Genomic DNA, 17771 nt, shown 5'->3' with positions numbered 1-17771 from the left:
ACCAGTGTACCCAATCCAGAGCACTGATCATCATCAGAATCGCGCAAATTTTGTGACACTTTTTATGACACTATCACTACAGATCTGTGACAGCAGCACGTATACTTGCGCCCAGTTTTTTCCACCTGCAACAGGAACGCAACATGGTTAATAGCCCAATTATGCAGATGTTCGCCCGTTCCCCGTTCAAGCCGATGCAGGAGCACATCATCAAGGCGCAGGCAAGCGCCGCAGAACTGATCCCCTTCTTTGATGCGGTGATCGCGAACGACTGGAACACGGCAGCTGAATGTCAGCACCGTATCGCTGTCATTGAAGGTGAAGCGGATGACATGAAGCGAGATATCCGCCAGCGCCTCCCCGCCAGCATTTTTCTGCCGGTCCCCCGCACCGATCTACTTGATCTTCTGCGCATGCAGGACAAGATCGCCAACCGAGCCAAGGATATTGCCGGTTTGATGCTGGGTCGCCAGATGCAGATCCCGGAACCGATCCAGGACGAACTGCGCGAACTGCTGCGCACCGCTCTGCAGACGATTGAACAGGCCGTACTGGCACTGAGTGAGCTGGACGAGCTGTTGGCAGCGGGTTTCCGCGGCCATGAAGTGGATATCGTTGAACGCCTGATCACCGAGTTGGACCGACTGGAGCACAAGACCGACGAGCATGAGCGCGAGCTGCGTGCCTCACTGTTCCGTGTTGAACGCGACCTCTGGCCGATCGATGTCATGTTTCTCTATCAGATCATCCAGTGGGTTGGCGATCTTGCCAACCGCGCCCAGCAGGTTGGCAGCCGACTGCAGCTGCTGCTGGCCCGTTAACTACACAGACGACCAAGGCTTAAACCTATGGAAATCATTGCTCAGTACGGCACCATCATGGTGGTCATGGCCTGCATCTTCGGCTTCTTCATGGCCTGGGGTGTAGGTGCCAACGATGTAGCCAACGCGATGGGGACTTCTGTCGGGTCCCGCGCTCTGACCCTGAAACAGGCCATTCTGATCGCTATTCTGTTCGAATTCGCCGGCGCCTATCTGGCCGGCGGGGCCGTAACCGATACGATCCGCAAGGGTATTATCGAACCCTCAATGCTCAGCGCCAACCCGGAACTTCTGGTATTCGGCATGATGGCTTCGCTGCTGGCAGCGGGCATCTGGCTGCTGATTGCGACCCACTTTGGCTGGCCGGTTTCCACCACTCACTCCATTGTCGGCGCCATTGTCGGCTTTGCAGCCGTTGGTATCTCCATGGAGGCCGTACACTGGAACAAGGTCGGCAATATTGTGGCCAGCTGGGTAGTGTCACCCGTCACGGCCGGCGTCATCGCCTTCTTCCTGTTCCGCAGTGTACAAAAGTTGATTCTGGATACCGAGAATCCCTTCGCCAATGCCAAACGCTATGTCCCCATGTATATTTTCCTGGTGGGCTTCATCATCGCCATGGTGACCTTCACCAAGGGCCTCAAGCATGTAGGCCTGCACCTGAGCTGGGGCGAGAGTGCTGCGGTTTCGGTGTTGATCGGCTTGGTCACCATGGGTATCGGCATATTCATGCAGCGCGGCATCAAGCTTGACCCTGAAGCCAATCGCGACTTCCACTTCACCAGCGTGGAAAAGGTATTCGGCGTCCTGATGATGTTCACCGCCTGCGCCATGGCCTTTGCCCACGGCTCCAACGATGTGGCCAACGCCGTTGGCCCGCTGGCCGCCATTGTCGGTATCGTCAGCGCCGGCGGAGAAGTGGCACAGAAAGCCGCCATGCCCGCCTGGATTCTGCTGCTCGGTGGTGCCGGCATCGTTGCCGGCCTGGTGATGTATGGCCACAAGGTGATCGCCACCGTCGGCCAGAACATTACCGAGCTGACCCCTAGCCGCGGTTTTGCCGCCACGCTGGCAGCCGCCAGCACTGTCGTTGTGGCTTCAGGTACAGGGTTGCCGATCTCCACCACTCATACGCTGGTGGGTGCGGTGTTGGGCGTGGGCCTGGCCCGTGGCATGGCAGCGCTCAACCTGCGCGTTGTGGGCACCATCTTCGTCTCCTGGATCGTGACGCTGCCGGCCGGTGCCATCCTGTCGATCATGTTCTTCTTCATGCTCAAGGGTATGTTCACCTGACAGCCCGCCCCGGGGTGGTCAATCTGACCACCCCTCGCTTCACACACATGGACCCGCGACCGCAAAGGTAGCAAAATGGGTCAAACAGTGGAGCCCATCATGACCACACACTCGCTCAATACCCTTGAAATGATGCGCCGGCTGATCGCTGCGCCATCCATCAGTTCCGCTTCCGTACACCACGATCAGAGCAACCTGGTTGTCATCGAGCAGCTGCATGAGTGGCTTGAGGCGCTTGGCTTTAACGCTGAAGTGATGCCGGTACCGGGACATCCCGAAAAGGCCAACCTGATCGCCACACTGGGCAGCGGTCCGGGCGGGCTTGTGCTGTCAGGGCATACCGATACCGTGCCCTGTGATCCGGAGCTATGGCGTTCGGACCCCTTCTTTCTGACTGAGCGTGACAACCGGCTGTACGGGCTGGGCACCTGTGACATGAAAGGCTTTTTCGCCCTCGCCATTGAGGCCGCCAAGCACTTCCTCGACCAGCCCCTGAAACAGCCGTTGATCATTCTGGCCACGGCGGACGAAGAAAGCTCCATGTCCGGCGCCCGCGCACTGGCCGAGGCCGGTCGTCCAATGGCCCGCGCTGCCGTGATCGGCGAGCCCACCCGCCTGCAGCCGATCCGGATGCACAAGGGAATCATTATGGAATCGGTGCGCATACAGGGCCGATCAGGCCACTCCTCCGATCCCTCGCTGGGTGCCAACGCACTGGAAGCGATGCATGCAGTGATGAGCGAACTGCTGACCCTGCGCGGCGAGCTGCAACAGAAACACCGCAACGCCCAGTTCCGGGTCGATGTGCCCACCCTTAATCTGGGCTGTATCCACGGTGGCGACAGCTCCAACCGGATCTGTGGTCGCTGTGAGCTGGAGTATGACCTGCGGCCACTGCCCGGCATGTCCATTGACGGGTTGCGCAACGCCATCAGTGAGCGGCTGCGACCGCTGAATGACCGTTTTGGCGTGAAGATCGAGACCCACTCCCAGTTTCCGGGCATTCCACCCTTCGAGACGCCGGCCGACTCGGAGCTGGTAAGGCTGGCCGAACGCTTGACCGGCCATCGCGCCGAAGCGGTGGCCTTTGGCACTGAAGCCCCCTTCCTGCAATCGTTGGGGATGGATACCATAGTGATGGGACCGGGCAGTATTGATCAGGCCCACCAGCCGGACGAATATCTGGCACTGGATCAGATCCGCCCTACGGTGGAGCTGTTGCGCAGCCTGATTGCCCACTACTGCCTTTAATACAGAACAGCAGGAGCCTGACTTGAGCGCCGTGACTTCCGAATACGTTAACTGGTTTCGCCACTCGTCGCCCTATATCAATGCGCACCGGGGCAAGACCTTTGTGCTGATGCTGGGGGGCGAGGCGATAGCCGATGCCAACTTTGCCAACACGGTACATGACATCGCCCTGCTCAACAGCCTCGGCGTGCGGCTGGTACTGGTGCACGGCGCTCGTCCTCAGGCGGAGCAGCGCCTGCAGGCACGCGGGGTGGAGACACGCCTTCACCACGACCTGCGCGTCACCACACCGGAAATTCTGGAGTGTGTAATCGAGGCCGTGGGCAGCCTCAGGACCGAAATCGAGGCCCAGCTGTCGATGGGGCTGGCCAACACGCCGATGCACGGAGCGCGTATCCGTGTCTGCAGCGGCAACTTTGTCACGGCCCGACCGGTAGGTGTACTGGATGGCGTGGACATGGGCCACACCGGCGAACTGCGGCGAATTGACCATGAGGGGGTGCGCCGCCTGCTGGACCTGAATCAGATCGTACTGCTGTCCAACTTGGGCTACTCGCCCACCGGCGAAGTATTCAATCTGTCGGTAGAGGAGGTCGCCACTCAGGCCGCGATCGCCCTCAAGGCCGACAAGCTGATTCTGTTTGGTTCCCGTCCCGGCATTCAGGACAGCCAGGGTGAGCTGCGCAGCGAACTGCTGGCCTCAACCGCCGCTCGTCTGGTGCAGCAATATCTGGCCAAGCTGGATGACCCCGAGCAGCCTTACAGTGAAACCGCCTGTCTGCTGGAAGCCGCCGCGACCGCCTGCCAGCAGGGCGTACCCCGCTGCCACCTGATCAGTTACCACGACGACGGTGCGTTGCTGGCCGAGCTGTTCACCCGCGACGGGCAGGGCACCATGGTAGTCAGCCATTCCTACGAGCAGGTACGCCCCGCCAACATTGAAGACGTGGGGGGTATTCTGGAGCTGATCGCCCCACTGGAAGAGAAAGGTGTGCTGGTGCGCCGCTCCCGCGAGCGCCTGGAAGCCGAGATCGAGCGTTTTACCGTGGTCGAGCGTGATGGCGCCATCATTGGCTGTGCCGCACTCTACCCCTTCCCGGAAGAAGCGATCGGAGAACTGGCCTGTGTTGCCATCGACCAGACCTACCGGGGCGGGCAGCGTGGCGACATGCTGCTGGAAGCGATCGAGGATCAGGCCATTGCGTTGGGGCTGAAGCGACTGTTCGTGCTCACGACCCGTACGGCGCACTGGTTCCTTGAACGGGGCTTTGGCAATGCACCGCTGGACGAGCTGCCGGGCGAGAAAAAGGCCCTCTACAACTTCCAGCGCAACTCCAAGGTGTTCTTCAAGCGTCTTGGCTGACCGGCCCACCCGGCAGCTCAACCCGAAAGCAGGCACCACCCAAAGTTGAGCTGCTGACCTCCAGCGCACCGTCATAGCTGCTGACAATATCCAGCGCTACCGCCAGCCCGATCCCCTGCCCCGGGGTCTGGCTGTCCAGACGGGCGCCGCGCTGCAAGATCACCTGCCGCTGTGCCGGCGCCACACCTTCACCGTTGTCACTGATGCTGATCACCAGCTGACCTGCCTCAAGGCCCGCCTCGACCGCCACCCGCCCGTTGCCATATTTGAAGGCGTTATCCAGCAGATTTCCCAGCAGCTCCATCAGATCACGCTCATCACCGGCAAAACCGGCATCCGGCTGTAACGACAGGCTGACCTCTGCCGGATGGGCAGCGTAGACTTTCTCCATCACCCGCACCAACCGCTCCAGCAGGGGCGCGACCGCCACCGCCTGTGCCAGCACCCGCCCCTCACTCTTGACGGCCCTGGACAGCTGATACTGCACAATCTGCTGCATGCGCTGGGTTTGCTCCTCCACCAGCCTGCGATAGCTGTGCTGATCGGCACAATCGTCACCGGCACCACGTATCACCGCCAGTGGTGTTTTCAAACTGTGGGCAAGATCGGCCAGCGTATTGCGATACCGCTCACGCTGGCGCCGTTCCGACTCGATCAGGCGGTTCAGACTCTGCGTGACGCCCTGCACCTCCTCGGGGTAACGCCCGTCCAGGTGGTCCGTCCTGCCGGCCTCAATCCGCTGCAGGTCAGCCGCCAGCAGATCCAGCGGCCGCAACCCCCAGCGCATGATGAAATACTGTGCCAGCAGCGCGACCAGTCCAACTCCGCTGAGCCACCCCAGCAGCTGCAGGCTGAAGGCTTTCATCTCGGAGACCACATGACTGTCGCTGCGCAGAACCGATACCAGGAAGCGAATATCGGTACCATCCGCCTCCCAGATCACCGGATACTGGAACAGATACAGCCCCTGCTGCGGCAGATGACTGAACAGCGCCTGCCCGGGCTGCAGCAACGAGCTGGGCAGCCGTTGCACCACATCCGGAGCGATACTCTGGCTGGAACGGGAGCGCCACAACAGGCTGCCGTCAGCGGCATGAATGAAGCCATAGACACCCGAGCCATCACGGCTGAAGCCCGGCTCAAGCAAGGTGTTGGGGAGTTTGAGCTGGTTGCCATCCACTTCAACGGCACCCAGCAGGAGATAGACATGCAGCCGCGCCTGTGAAGCCTCGGCATTTTCAAGGCTGCCATGAAAGGCTTTGAGCAGCGCCACCCCGGCCACAATGATCACCAACGGCAGGATAACCGCCGACGCCCGCAGCAAACGGGCACGCAGTGAGAGGGGTACGGCGGCTTCGGGACTCACGCGGCGGGCCCGCCTCCAAGGGCAAAGCGATAGCCCAGACCGCGCACGGTGGTGATCGGCTGCAGGCTCTGGTCCGGATCCAGCTTCTGGCGCAGGCGGCGGATAAACACCTCCAGCACATTGCTGTCGCGGTCATAATCCTGATGATAAAGGTGCTCTGTCAGCTCTGCCTTGGAGATGGTCTTGCCCGCATTGAGCATCAGGTATTCAAGCGTGCGGTACTCATAGCTGGTGAGCCTGACCTCGTCACCATTCAGACTCACCACACGGGCGGCCGTATCCAGCTCCAGTGGACCAAAGCGCAGTACCGGGCTGGCATGGCCGGATGCACGTCGCACCAAGGCATTCAGACGCGCCAGCAGCTCTTCGGTATGGAAGGGCTTGGCCAGATAGTCGTCGGCACCGGCTTCCAGCCCCTCGACCTTGTCCTGCCAGTCACCGCGGGCTGTCAGCACCAGCACGGGCATGGTGTGCCCCTCTTCCCGCCACTGCCGAATCAGGTCCAGCCCCGACATCTCCGGCAGGCCGATATCAACTACCGCAATGTCGTATTCATACTCCTGACCGAGGTAGAGCGCTTCACGACCACTGCCGGTTTGCTCAATGGTGTATCCGCGCTGCTCCAGCAGGTTGCACAGCTGGCGCCTCAGGTCGGTATCATCTTCAACTATCAGGGCCTTCATCAGTCAGCCGCCTCCGCTATCTCTTCAGGTAACAACTTGCCGCTGGCAGCATCCACCAGCACTTCACGGATACGTCCCTGTTCCAGCAGACGGATGGTATAGACCGGCTCACCCTGATGCTCTGTCAGCTCCGCCTTGATCACCTCTCCACCCAGTTCATCCCGAACAAGCTTCGAGGCCTGCAACAGGTTGACCGGCTCAACGGTATCTTCAGCAGAGTCCCTAGCGGGCTCCGCTGACAACAGCGGACTTACACTCCAGAGCTGCAGCGTAATCAACAGGGCTGTAATCACAGCGGTATGGACAGAGCGGTGATGGCGCTCGGCTGGCATGGTTTTACCTCATGCGACCTTCTATGGTCGGCGTGCGGTTGCGGCCGAGCCGCAACCGAGTTCACCCGTCAATGGATGCGTAGGCTAAAGATCCTGATCTGAATCGCGCGTGAATGTCAGCCACACTTGCGGCAGGTACGCATGCCCAGCAGGCTGTAAAGCGGGCAGGTCCCGGAGATGGCGATTGCGATGATCGGCACGCCGACCAGGCCCCACCATGTCTGGGGTCCGAAAAAGATCAGTACGATCAGCACCAGGCCGATCAGGACTCGCACCAGTTGATCCAGTACACCGATATTGCGTTCCATGTTGCAGTCTCCTCGATGATGTTTCAGCTCTGCCGGGCACGCTTGCGACGCTGTACCAGCAGCAGGTATCTCAGGTTGTAGGCAAAACCGATCAGCAGCACCAGCGGTGCGCTCAGCACAAACAGCCAACCCAGCGCCGGCACGCCCAATGTCTGTCCCAGCCACAGGCTGAGAATGCAGATCAACGCCAACGGAATGCCGGTTTTCATCAACCGCTGCAGCCAGATGTCGGCGCCAATTCTGTTATTTTCCTGCATCAGATACTCCTTATATCTGTGTCGAGCATAGAGCCGCCGGCGATTTGGTTCAAGCACTGCCCAGCTCCGTTTGGGGCGGATTGAAAGGCAGATCAAAAGCCTCGGCAACCCCGGCACAGGCAACGCGACCGGAATGGATGTTCAAGCCGTGAATAAAACCCGGGATGTCCTGCAGTGCCCGACGCCACTCGTGCTGCGCCAGTGCCTCGATATAGGGCAGGGTTGCGTTGGTCAGCGCCAGGGTGGCGGTACGGGCCACGGCCCCCGGCATGTTGGCGACACAGTAATGGATAATGCCATCCACCTCGAACACCGGATCGGCGTGGGTTGTCGGGCGGCTGGTTTCGAAACATCCGCCCTGATCGATCGCCACATCCACCAGCACAGCACCGGGCCGCATCAGTCCCAGCATGCTGCGCGTCACCAGCTTCGGCGCTGCCGCGCCGGGCAACAACACGGCGCCAATGACCAGATCGGCCTGTGCCAGCTGCTGCTCGATGTTTTCCTGGGTGGAGTACAGGGTGGCAAGCTCGCCATTAAAACGCTCATCAAGCTGACGCAGTCGGACGATGGACTTGTCCAGCAGACAGACCTGCGCCCCCATGCCCAGCGCAATTCGGGCAGCGTTTTCGCCCACCACACCTCCACCGAGGATCATCACCCGCCCCGGGTTCACGCCCGGCACACCGCCGAGCAACACACCGCGTCCACCCTGCGCCTTTTCAAGACAGTGAGCACCCGCCTGCACGGCCATTCGCCCGGCCACCTCGCTCATTGGCGCCAACAGCGGCAGGCCGCCATGCTGGTCCTCTACGGTTTCATAGCCGATGGCGGTACAGCCACTGGCCAGCAGAGCATCCGTCAGCGGGCGGTCTGCGGCAAGGTGCAGGTAGGTAAACAGCACTTGATCGGCACTGAGCCAGCTGCACTCATCGGGCTGCGGCTCTTTCACCTTGACGATAAGATCGGCCCAGGTGAACACGGCCCGCGGGTCATCCACAATCACGGCGCCGGCCTGTTCATAGTCGGCATCACTGAAGCCAACCGCAGCTCCGGCATTCTGTTCAACCTGAACCTGATGCCCCTGCTCGACCAGCTCGCGCACCCCCATCGGGGTCATGCCCACCCGATACTCATGATTCTTGATCTCTTTCGGCACGCCCACTCGCATGGCCATCTCTCCTTTGTGCACTGAGTTCTGCTCTTCAGTCTAGCTGAAAAGACTCGGCTTTTACCCCCCTCGGCGGCCTGCTTTTATCTGATATACTTAATCCTATTTGAAGAACCGAATTCCGAGGGGAGCCCCATGCCTGAGTATCGTTCCAAGACCTCCACCGCCGGCCGCAACATGGCGGGTGCCCGTGCACTGTGGCGTGCCACCGGCATGACGGATGAAGATTTCCACAAACCGATCGTTGCCGTGGCCAACTCCTTTACTCAGTTCGTTCCCGGCCACGTCCACCTGAAGGACATGGGACAACTGGTGGCCCGCGAGATCGAAAAGGCCGGCGGTGTAGCCAAGGAGTTCAATACCATCGCCGTGGATGACGGTATCGCCATGGGCCACGACGGCATGCTCTACTCGCTGCCGAGCCGCGATATCATTGCCGACTCCGTGGAGTACATGGTCAACGCCCACTGCGCCGACGCACTGGTGTGCATCTCCAACTGCGACAAGATCACCCCGGGAATGCTGATGGCAGCGATGCGCCTGAACATTCCGGTCATCTTCGTCTCCGGTGGCCCGATGGAAGCCGGCAAGACCAAACTGTCCGAACACAAGCTGGATCTGGTGGATGCCATGGTACTGGCGGCAGACCCGAATGCGACTGACGAAGAAGTCGATGCCGTCGAGCGCTCCGCCTGCCCCACCTGCGGCTCCTGCTCCGGCATGTTCACTGCCAACTCCATGAACTGCCTCACCGAAGCGCTGGGCCTGTCCCTGCCAGGCAACGGCACCATGCTGGCGACACACGCCGACCGCGAGCAGCTGTTCAAGCGTGCCGGTCATCTGATCGTTGAGCTGGCGAAAAAGTACTATGAAGGCAATGACGAGCGCATTTTGCCCCGCGCCGTGGGCATGAAGGCTTTCGAGAACGCCATGACGCTGGATATCGCCATGGGCGGTTCCACCAACACCATTCTGCACCTGCTGGCGATCGCGCAGGAAGCGGAGATCGACTTCACCATGAAGGATATCGACCGCCTCTCCCGCGTTGTACCTCAGCTGTGCAAAGTGGCGCCGAACACGCCGAAATACCACATTGAAGACGTTCACCGTGCCGGTGGCATCATGGGTATCCTGGGTGAGCTGGATCGCGCCGGCAAACTGCACACTGATGTGCCAACGGTACATACCGCCACCATGAAGGATGCGCTGGACCTGTGGGATATCATGCGCAATCCAACGCCCGAGGTGGTCGAGTTCTACAAGGCAGGCCCGGCCGGCATCCCGACCCAGCAGGCGTTCAGCCAGGCGACCCGATGGCCGACGCTGGACGGTGACCGCGAACACGGCTGCATCCGCTCGCTGGACCATGCCTTCTCGCTGGAAGGCGGACTGGCGGTGCTGTACGGCAACATCGCACTGGATGGCTGCGTCGTGAAGAGTGCCGGCGTTGATGAGTCGATTCTGGTGTTCGAAGGCAACGCCAACGTGATGGAATCACAGGACGAGGCGGTGCAGAAAATCCTCAACGACGAGGTCAAGGCCGGTGACGTTGTGGTGATTCGCTACGAAGGTCCTAAAGGCGGTCCGGGCATGCAGGAGATGCTCTACCCGACCTCTTACCTCAAGTCCAAGGGAATGGGCAAGGAATGTGCCCTGCTCACGGATGGCCGCTTCTCCGGCGGGACCTCGGGCCTGTCAATCGGCCACGCTTCACCGGAAGCCGCCGCCGGTGGTGCCATCGGTCTGGTGAATAACGGTGATCGCATCCGTATCGACATCCCGAACCGCACCATCAACGTGCTGGTGTCCGATGAAGAGTTGTCGATGCGTCGCGCCGAGCAGGACAAGCTGGGCTGGAAGCCGGCCGAAGAGCGTCCGCGCAAGGTTTCGACGGCACTGAAGGCCTACGCCCTGCTGGCCACTTCGGCCGACAAGGGCGCCGTACGTGATCTGAGCATGCTCGACTGAGCCCAAACCCCGCTGCATCTGTCGGCAGGCGCCCGCCTGCCGACTTTTATCACTGATCCAAATCCTCCTGCCGGCAGTAACAAGCCCATACCCTGCAGCCGGTACCTGTTACTCCACCCTCATCCGGCTGTCTATACTGAACTGACGTTACCGTCGCCAACCGGATCAGGACTGCACATGGAACGCCTTAACCGTACCCCTCGGCTGGACAACCCGGACAGTGACGCCCTGCGTCGCGAGATACTGGACTATTTCCATACCACCTTTGATCGCTACGAGCAGCTGTTCGAAGTGTTGACCTGTGACGAAGCGTTCACCGTCAAGCCGATCGCCCTGCGCCACCCGCTGATATTCTACTATGGCCACACGGCTACCTTCTTCATCAACAAGTTGCTGCTGAGCGGACTGGTGGAGCAGCGGATCAACCCCCGTTTCGAGTCGATCTTCGCCATCGGCGTCGATGAAATGAGCTGGGATGACCTGAACGATGACCACTACAACTGGCCTTCTGTTGCTGAGGTAAAGGCCTACCGTGATCAGGTACGCCAAACACTGGACCGCATCATTCGCGAGGCTCCCCTATCATCCCCGATCAATTGGGAACACCCCTGGTGGACCATTGTGATGGGGATCGAGCATGAGCGTATCCACCTGGAAACCTCATCGGTGCTGATCCGTCAGCATGAACTCAGGTATGTACAGCCCCACCCGGCCTGGCCGGTGTGTCGCGACTCGGGACCTGCACCTGCCAACCAGCTGATTGAAGTGCCGGCCGGCAAGACGGTTCTGGGCAAGTCACGTGAAAACTCCCGCTACGGCTGGGACAACGAATACGGCCACCGCGAGATCATGCTGGACAGCTTCAAGGCGGCACAGATGCTGACCTCCAACCAGGAGTTTCTGGCCTTTGTTGAAGCGGGCGGTTACATCGAACGTCGCTGGTGGAGCGAGGAAGGCTGGAACTGGCGCGACTTCACCGGTGCGGTACATCCGACCTTCTGGGTCGAATCGGAGGACGGCTGGCAGCTGCGCCTCATGTGCGAACAGGTCTATATGCCCTGGGACTGGCCGGTGGAGGTCAACTGTCACGAAGCCGAGGCCTTCTGTCGCTGGAAAGCAGAGCAGACCGGCGAGCTTATCCGCCTGCCCAGCGAGGACGAATGGTATCGCCTTTTCGACCTGGCCCGCGTGGTCGAGCCGGATAATACAGGTCCGGTCAATGCCAACCTGCATCTGGATCACTTTGCTTCATCCTGCTCGGTGTACCGCTTTGCCCAAGGCGATTTCTACGATGTCAGCGGCAATGTCTGGCAGTGGACACAGACACCGATCTACCCCTTTGAGGGGTTTGAAGTGCATCCCTACTATGATGACTTCACCACGCCAACCTTTGACGACCGCCACAATCTGATCAAGGGTGGCAGCTGGATCTCCTGTGGCAACGAAAGCCTGCGCAGTGCGCGCTACGCCTTTCGCCGCCACTTCTTTCAGCATGCCGGTTTCCGCTACATCGCCGCCGATGCGCCAAAGGACACCCCTTCTTCCCGCTACGAAAGCGATGCTCTGGCCTCTCAGTACGCCGAGTTCCACTATGGTGACGAGCATTTCGGCGTCGCCAACTTCCCCAGGGCTCTGGCCTGTCTGGCCATCGAACTGACGGGTGAAGGCCGTCGCGGCAAGGCGCTGGATCTGGGCTGTGCCACCGGTCGTGCCAGCCTTGAGCTGGCTCGCCATTTTGATCAGGTAGACGGCGTCGACTTCTCCGCCCGACTGATCAATCTGGGCGTCCAACTGCAGCAACAGGGCCGGCTTCGCTATACATTGCCAGACGAAGGTGAGCTGGTCAGCTATCACGAGCGAGACCTGGCCTCACTGGGGCTGGCGGATACGGCTGATCGCGTCAGTTTCATGCAGGGCGATGCCTGTAATCTCAAACCGATCCTGAGCGGCTATGACCTGATTCTGGCCGCCAACCTGATCGACCGTCTCTACAGCCCGCGTCAGTTCCTGTCGCAGGTGCATACCCGTCTGAACCCCGGCGGCCTGCTGCTGATCGCTTCGCCCTACACCTGGCTGGAGGAACACACCCCCAAAGAGGAGTGGCTGGGCGGCTTCAAACGCGATGGTGAAAATGTCACCACGCTGGATGGCCTGCATGAAGTGCTGGACGAGCACTTCGAACTCATCCGCGGGCCTAAGGCCGTGCCTTTCGTGATCCGCGAAACCCGGCGCAAGTTCCAGCATACCCTGTCGGAAGTGACCTGCTGGCGGTTACGGGGGTAAGCTCACTCAGACACGCCACCACCGCAAGGCAGGAGATATCGCGTGTGTGTGACCGTCTGCCGCCAGGGATGGCGGCGGTCGAGCGGTCATGGATGACGCAAAGCGTGTCACATGCGCGTGATACCTTCTGCCCCGCCCCATTGCATGCTCCTGTGGCCAGATGCCAGCTGCCTCGCTAGAATCGAGGCAAGTTTTCCACAGGACGTCCCCCATGCTGCACCGGATCTGGCTCGGTTTCTTTCTGATCGCCTTTGTCGCCGCCCTCTGGCAGTGGCTGGTCATGGGTGACTCCGCTGTGTTCCAGCGCCTGATCCAGAGCAGCTTCGACATGTCGAAACTGACCGTGGAGCTGTCCATCGGACTGATCGGCACCCTGGCCTTCTGGCTGGGAATGATGAAACTGGCCGAAGCATCGGGACTGGTGGATCGCATCGCTCACCTGCTCGGGCCACTCTTTACCCGGCTGATGCCGGAGGTACCACCGCGCCATCCGGCGATCGGCTCCATGACCATGAACCTGTCGGCCAACTTTCTCGGCCTCGACAACGCGGCCACCCCGCTGGGGCTGAAGGCGATGCAGGACCTGCAGAGCCTCAACCCTGACAAGGAGACCGCCAGCAACGCCCAGATCCTGTTTCTGGTGCTTAACACCTCGGCTGTAACGCTGTTTCCGATCACCATCTTTCTCTACCGCGCGCAGCAGGGCTCAGCCGATCCCACCGCAGTCTTTATCCCCATTCTGATCGCCACCAGCTGTTCAACGCTGGTAGGACTGCTGGTGACCTGCTGGGTTCAACGCATCAGCCTGTTACAGCGCACCCTGCTGCTCTGGTTCGGAGCCGGGGCAGCCCTTCTGCTGGCCTTTGTGGGCTATTTTGCAACGCTCAGCGCCGATGAGCTGCAGCGCCAGTCGGCGCTGACCGGCAACCTGCTGCTGTTCAGTGTCATCATTCTGTTTCTGCTGCTGGCACAGCGACGCGGCGTCAATGTGTATGAAACCTTCATAGAAGGCGCCAAGCAGGGGTTCGAGACCGCCATCATGATCATCCCCTACCTGCTGGCGATGCTGGTGGCGATCGGGGTCCTGCGCGAGAGCGGTGCGCTGGAAGGATTCATCTGGTTGCTGCGTGAAGGAATTGCCCTGCTCGGGCTGGATACCCGCTTTGCCGACGCTCTGCCCACGGCACTGATGAAACCCCTGTCAGGCTCAGGGGCACGCGCAATGATGCTGGAAACGATGAACACCCACGGGGTCGACTCGTTCGCCGCACAGGTAGCCTCGATCGTTCAGGGCTCAACCGAAACCACCTTCTATGTGCTGGCGGTCTATTTCGGTGCAGTCGGCATTCGGCGTACGCGGCATGCCGTACTGTGTGGCTTGAGCGCTGATCTGGCGGGCATTACAGCCGCCATCGCCTGTGGTTACTGGTTTTTTGGTTGAGCTTTTCTACACTTCCAGCGGGGCGCTACGACTAAAGTAGCCCACTGATGGACAACTGTGTAAAATCCGCGCTCTTTTGCAACCAACCCTGGAGACACCCATGCCCGGAAAGTGGATCACCTTCCTGCTGGCGGTACTGGCCGGTGCCGGTATCTGGTGGCTGGCGCCACTTGAGCCTCAGCTGCGTACCGGCCTCGCCATTCTGGCTGTCATCGCCATTCTGTGGATGACCGAGACGTTCAACATTACCGTAACGGCACTGCTGATTCCGGTGCTGACCGTGGTGGCGGGCGTGTTCAGCGTATCCGATGCGCTCAAGAGCTTCGCCAATCCGATCATCTTTCTGTTTCTCGGTGGCTTCGGGCTTGCCGCGGCGCTCAGTGCGCAGGGGTTGGACAAGTACATCGCCGGCCATGTGATCCGTCTGGCGCAGGGCAAGCTGGGAATGGCCGCGGTGCTGCTGTTCATTACGTCAGCAGGGCTGTCCATGTGGATCTCCAACACGGCAACCGCTGCGATGATGCTGCCGCTGGCACTGGGCCTGTTGCGCCAGCTGCCCTATGAAGGGCATGAACGTACCTACTGGTTCGTGCTGCTGGGCGTAGCCTATTCCGCCAATATCGGCGGTATCGGCACCCTGGTCGGCTCACCGCCCAACGCCATCGCCGCCGCCGAAGTGGGCCTGAGCTTTGCCGACTGGCTCCGGTTCGGTATTCCGACCGTTGCGCTGTCACTGCCGCTGATGATTGTGGTGCTGTGGGCGCTGTTGCGGCCTGAGCTGAGCCACCGTTTTCCGGCGATCCACCGCCATGAACCACTCACCAGCAAGCAGTGGATGACGTTGGGCGTATTTGCGCTGACCGTCACCCTGTGGCTGTTCAGCAAGCCCGTGTCCGGCTTTCTGGGCGTCAAGGGCGGTTTCGACTCAATTGTCGCCATGACCGCCATTCTGCTGCTGTGCATGCTGCAGTTGGTGAACTGGAAGCAGATCGAAAAAACGGCCGACTGGGGCGTGCTATTGCTGTTCGGGGGCGGACTGACCCTGTCAGCCATGCTGTCCACCACCGGTGCAAGCCTGTTCCTGGCCGAGACCGTCAGCGATCTGATGAGTGGTGCATCCGCCCCGCTGTTCATTCTGGTTGTTGCGGCATTTGTCGTGATGCTGACCGAAATCGCCAGCAATACCGCCAGCGCCGCACTGCTGGTACCCATTTTCGTTGGCATTGCCGGCACCATGGGTCTGTCTACCGAAATCATGGCGGTGGTGATCGCCGTGGCGGCATCCTGCGCCTTCATGCTGCCGGTGGCGACGCCACCCAACGCCATCGTGTATGGCTCGGGCTTCCTGCCACAGGGTCAGATGATGCGCGCCGGCATGGTACTCAACGTGATGATGATCGCGATTATCGCCAGCGGTGCCAGCTTCCTGATCTGATCTGTCATATCCGGCTGCCGCAGTGGCAGCCGGATACCGCCTCACTCCTGCTGCGGCAGACTGCGGATATGGCCCTGACGGTCGATGGCAACCTGTACACACTCGGCACTGGTCACCTTGCGCAGTTCACTGCCATCCGGACAGCGCCCCCACACCTCTACCTGAATCCGCAACGAGCTGTTACCCCGCTCCACCACCCGGGTGTAAAAACTCAGCACCGTCCCACACATGACCGGTGACATGAAACTCATCCGACCAACCGATACCGTGGCGATACGGCCCTGCGCCTCCTGCCCGGCACGGATCTCACTGGCGAGCACCAGCTGAGAGGCTACCCAACCGCCATACACATCACCAAACATGTTGACCGCTTCCTGACCGGCGGGCAGCTGCAGTGTCAGCTCTCCTGCGGGTTTCAGCACCTCTGTGTCATCACTGCAACTCATGCATCTCTCCTTTTATTATTGGGTCGAGCGAACCGAACGCTCTTTGCTGCAGTGCACATAATAGAGAATCTGCCCGCAAACGGCACTAGCTCCCGCCCTCTGGAAAACTTTTTTACGCTTTGTGACAACTGTCATAAATCAGTCATCTTTGCCCCCTATAGTGAGCCACATCAAAAAACGATCAGTTCAGAGAGGGTAACTCAATGAAATTGCGCACCAAAGCTCTTGCACTTGCCATGACCGCCGCTGCCGGCATCAGCCTGGCCGCTCCGGCTGCCGCCCGTGACACCATCAGCATCGTGGGCTCTTCAACCGTGTACCCGTTCGCGACTGTGGTTGCCGAACGTTTCGGCAGCAACACCGAATTCAACACTCCGAAGCTGGAATCCACCGGTTCCGGCGGCGGTATGAAACTGTTCTGCCAGGGCATCGGCACTCAGCACCCGGATATCTCAAACGCATCTCGTCGCATGAAGACTTCCGAGTTTGAGCTGTGCCAGAAGAACGGCGTGACCGATATCACTGAATTCCGCATCGGTTCTGACGGCATCGTTATCGCCAGCTCCAAGGATGCCGAAAACCTGAACCTGACCCTGCAGCAGCTGTTCCTGGCGCTGGGCGAAAAGGTACCGGTCGATGGCAAATGGGTTGCCAACCCGAACAAGAACTGGAGTGACATCGACGCTGGCCTGCCGAACAAGCCGATCCGCGTAATGGGCCCGCCGCCGACTTCCGGCACCCGTGACTCCTTCAATGAACTGGCACTCGCAGCCGGCTGTGACAAACTGCCGGAAGCCAAGGACCTGAGCAAGGACGAGCACAAGGCTACCTGCGAAAGCATTCGTGAAGACGGTGCCTTCATTGAAGCAGGCGAGAATGACAACCTGATCGTGCAGAAACTGATCAGCGATACCGGCATGTACGGCGTGTTCGGTTTCAGCTTCCTGGAAGAAAATGCTGACCGCCTGCAGGCCGCTACACTCGATGGCATGGTACCGACCGCTGAAGATATTGCGGCGGACAAGTACCCGGTGGCCCGCTCTCTGTTCTTCTACGTCAAGAAGGCACACGTAGGTGTTGTTCCGGGCATCGCTGAATACGTGGGCGAGTTTGCCAGTAACTCTGCGCTGGGCCAGAACGGTTACCTCAAGGATGTGGGCCTGATCGTACCGCCGCGTGACCAGCTGGCCGTTCTGATGGACAAGGCTGAAAACATGCCGAACCTGACCATTGACGAGCTCAAGTAAGCAGGACGCATAGGCAAAACACGGGGTGCGGTCCTGAAATCAGGGTCGCGCCCTTTTGCACGTCTGGACATCATTCGTTTTATTTACCGAAAAATCGCAGACAGGA

Annotated in this window: 16 protein-coding genes; 9 read left to right on the top strand and 7 right to left on the bottom strand. The window is 60.2% G+C overall.

Annotated features, from left to right (window positions below):
* Positions 1-143 precede the first annotated feature (143 nt).
* The 4 genes from ABIE60_RS05340 to argA all read left to right on the top strand — a co-directional run bounded on the left by ABIE60_RS05340 (position 144) and on the right by argA (position 4728).
* The gene (locus ABIE60_RS05340) at positions 144-821 is read left to right on the top strand and encodes a TIGR00153 family protein (RefSeq protein WP_354468333.1); all 678 of its coding nucleotides are present in this window, start codon (positions 144-146) and stop codon (positions 819-821) included.
* A 27-nt stretch (positions 822-848) separates the two neighbouring features.
* Positions 849-2114 carry an inorganic phosphate transporter gene (locus ABIE60_RS05335; protein WP_354468331.1) on the top strand — a complete coding sequence of 422 codons (1266 nt, stop codon included), beginning with the start codon at positions 849-851 and terminating at the stop codon, positions 2112-2114.
* 99 nt (positions 2115-2213) lie between these two features.
* On the top strand, positions 2214-3365 hold the full coding sequence (argE, locus tag ABIE60_RS05330) for an acetylornithine deacetylase (RefSeq protein ID WP_354468330.1): 1152 nt from the start codon (positions 2214-2216) through the stop codon (positions 3363-3365).
* Between the two features lie 22 nt (positions 3366-3387).
* Entirely contained in the window at positions 3388-4728 is a 1341-nt protein-coding gene (gene argA / locus ABIE60_RS05325) for an amino-acid N-acetyltransferase (protein ID WP_354468328.1), read from the top strand.
* Here argA and ABIE60_RS05320 read toward each other — a convergent pair.
* The 6 genes from ABIE60_RS05320 to ald form a co-directional block, all read right to left on the bottom strand.
* Positions 4712-6094, bottom strand: a complete 1383-nt coding sequence (locus ABIE60_RS05320; RefSeq protein WP_354468326.1) for an ATP-binding protein — start codon at positions 6092-6094, stop codon at positions 4712-4714. The two genes, argA and ABIE60_RS05320, sit on opposite strands and share 17 nt — an antisense overlap.
* Positions 6091-6777, bottom strand: a complete 687-nt coding sequence (locus ABIE60_RS05315; protein WP_354468325.1) for a response regulator transcription factor — start codon at positions 6775-6777, stop codon at positions 6091-6093. Before ABIE60_RS05315 ends, ABIE60_RS05320 begins: the two co-directional genes overlap by 4 nt.
* Positions 6777-7109, bottom strand: coding sequence for a PepSY domain-containing protein (locus tag ABIE60_RS05310; RefSeq protein ID WP_354468324.1), 333 nt, complete (start codon positions 7107-7109; stop codon positions 6777-6779). Before ABIE60_RS05310 ends, ABIE60_RS05315 begins: the two co-directional genes overlap by 1 nt.
* A gap of 116 nt (positions 7110-7225) precedes the next feature.
* Complete coding sequence (locus ABIE60_RS05305; protein WP_354468322.1) at positions 7226-7417, bottom strand: YgaP family membrane protein; 192 nt, start codon at positions 7415-7417, stop codon at positions 7226-7228.
* Positions 7418-7440: 23 nt separating this feature from the next.
* Positions 7441-7674, bottom strand: a complete 234-nt coding sequence (locus ABIE60_RS05300) for a hypothetical protein (protein ID WP_354468321.1) — start codon at positions 7672-7674, stop codon at positions 7441-7443.
* Between the two features lie 49 nt (positions 7675-7723).
* Positions 7724-8845: an alanine dehydrogenase gene (gene ald / locus ABIE60_RS05295; protein WP_354468319.1), complete on the bottom strand. Its 1122-nt coding sequence runs from the start codon at positions 8843-8845 to the stop codon at positions 7724-7726.
* Between the two features lie 135 nt (positions 8846-8980).
* Between ald and ilvD the strand changes: the two genes are divergently transcribed.
* The 4 genes from ilvD (at position 8981) to ABIE60_RS05275 (ending at position 15972) form a co-directional block, all read left to right on the top strand.
* On the top strand, positions 8981-10813 hold the full coding sequence (gene ilvD, locus ABIE60_RS05290; RefSeq protein WP_354468318.1) for a dihydroxy-acid dehydratase: 1833 nt from the start codon (positions 8981-8983) through the stop codon (positions 10811-10813).
* Between the two features lie 177 nt (positions 10814-10990).
* Complete coding sequence (gene ovoA / locus ABIE60_RS05285) at positions 10991-13096, top strand: 5-histidylcysteine sulfoxide synthase (protein ID WP_354468316.1); 2106 nt, start codon at positions 10991-10993, stop codon at positions 13094-13096.
* 211 nt (positions 13097-13307) lie between these two features.
* Positions 13308-14537: a spore maturation protein gene (locus tag ABIE60_RS05280; protein ID WP_354468314.1), complete on the top strand. Its 1230-nt coding sequence runs from the start codon at positions 13308-13310 to the stop codon at positions 14535-14537.
* Positions 14538-14637: 100 nt separating this feature from the next.
* Positions 14638-15972 carry a DASS family sodium-coupled anion symporter gene (locus tag ABIE60_RS05275; protein WP_354468312.1) on the top strand — a complete coding sequence of 445 codons (1335 nt, stop codon included), beginning with the start codon at positions 14638-14640 and terminating at the stop codon, positions 15970-15972.
* 41 nt (positions 15973-16013) lie between these two features.
* Here ABIE60_RS05275 and ABIE60_RS05270 read toward each other — a convergent pair whose 3' ends face one another.
* Positions 16014-16418, bottom strand: coding sequence for an acyl-CoA thioesterase (locus ABIE60_RS05270; protein ID WP_354468310.1), 405 nt, complete (start codon positions 16416-16418; stop codon positions 16014-16016).
* Between the two features lie 203 nt (positions 16419-16621).
* Between ABIE60_RS05270 and ABIE60_RS05265 the strand changes: the two genes are divergently transcribed.
* Positions 16622-17665, top strand: a complete 1044-nt coding sequence (locus tag ABIE60_RS05265) for a substrate-binding domain-containing protein (RefSeq protein WP_354468309.1) — start codon at positions 16622-16624, stop codon at positions 17663-17665.
* The last annotated feature ends 106 nt before the right edge of the window (positions 17666-17771 follow it).

The organism is Marinobacterium sp. MBR-109 (assembly GCF_040547565.1).
GTDB lineage: Bacteria > Pseudomonadota > Gammaproteobacteria > Pseudomonadales > Balneatricaceae > Marinobacterium.
Note: the sequence above shows the minus strand (reverse complement) of the source record. Positions and strands in the feature narration are given on the sequence as shown.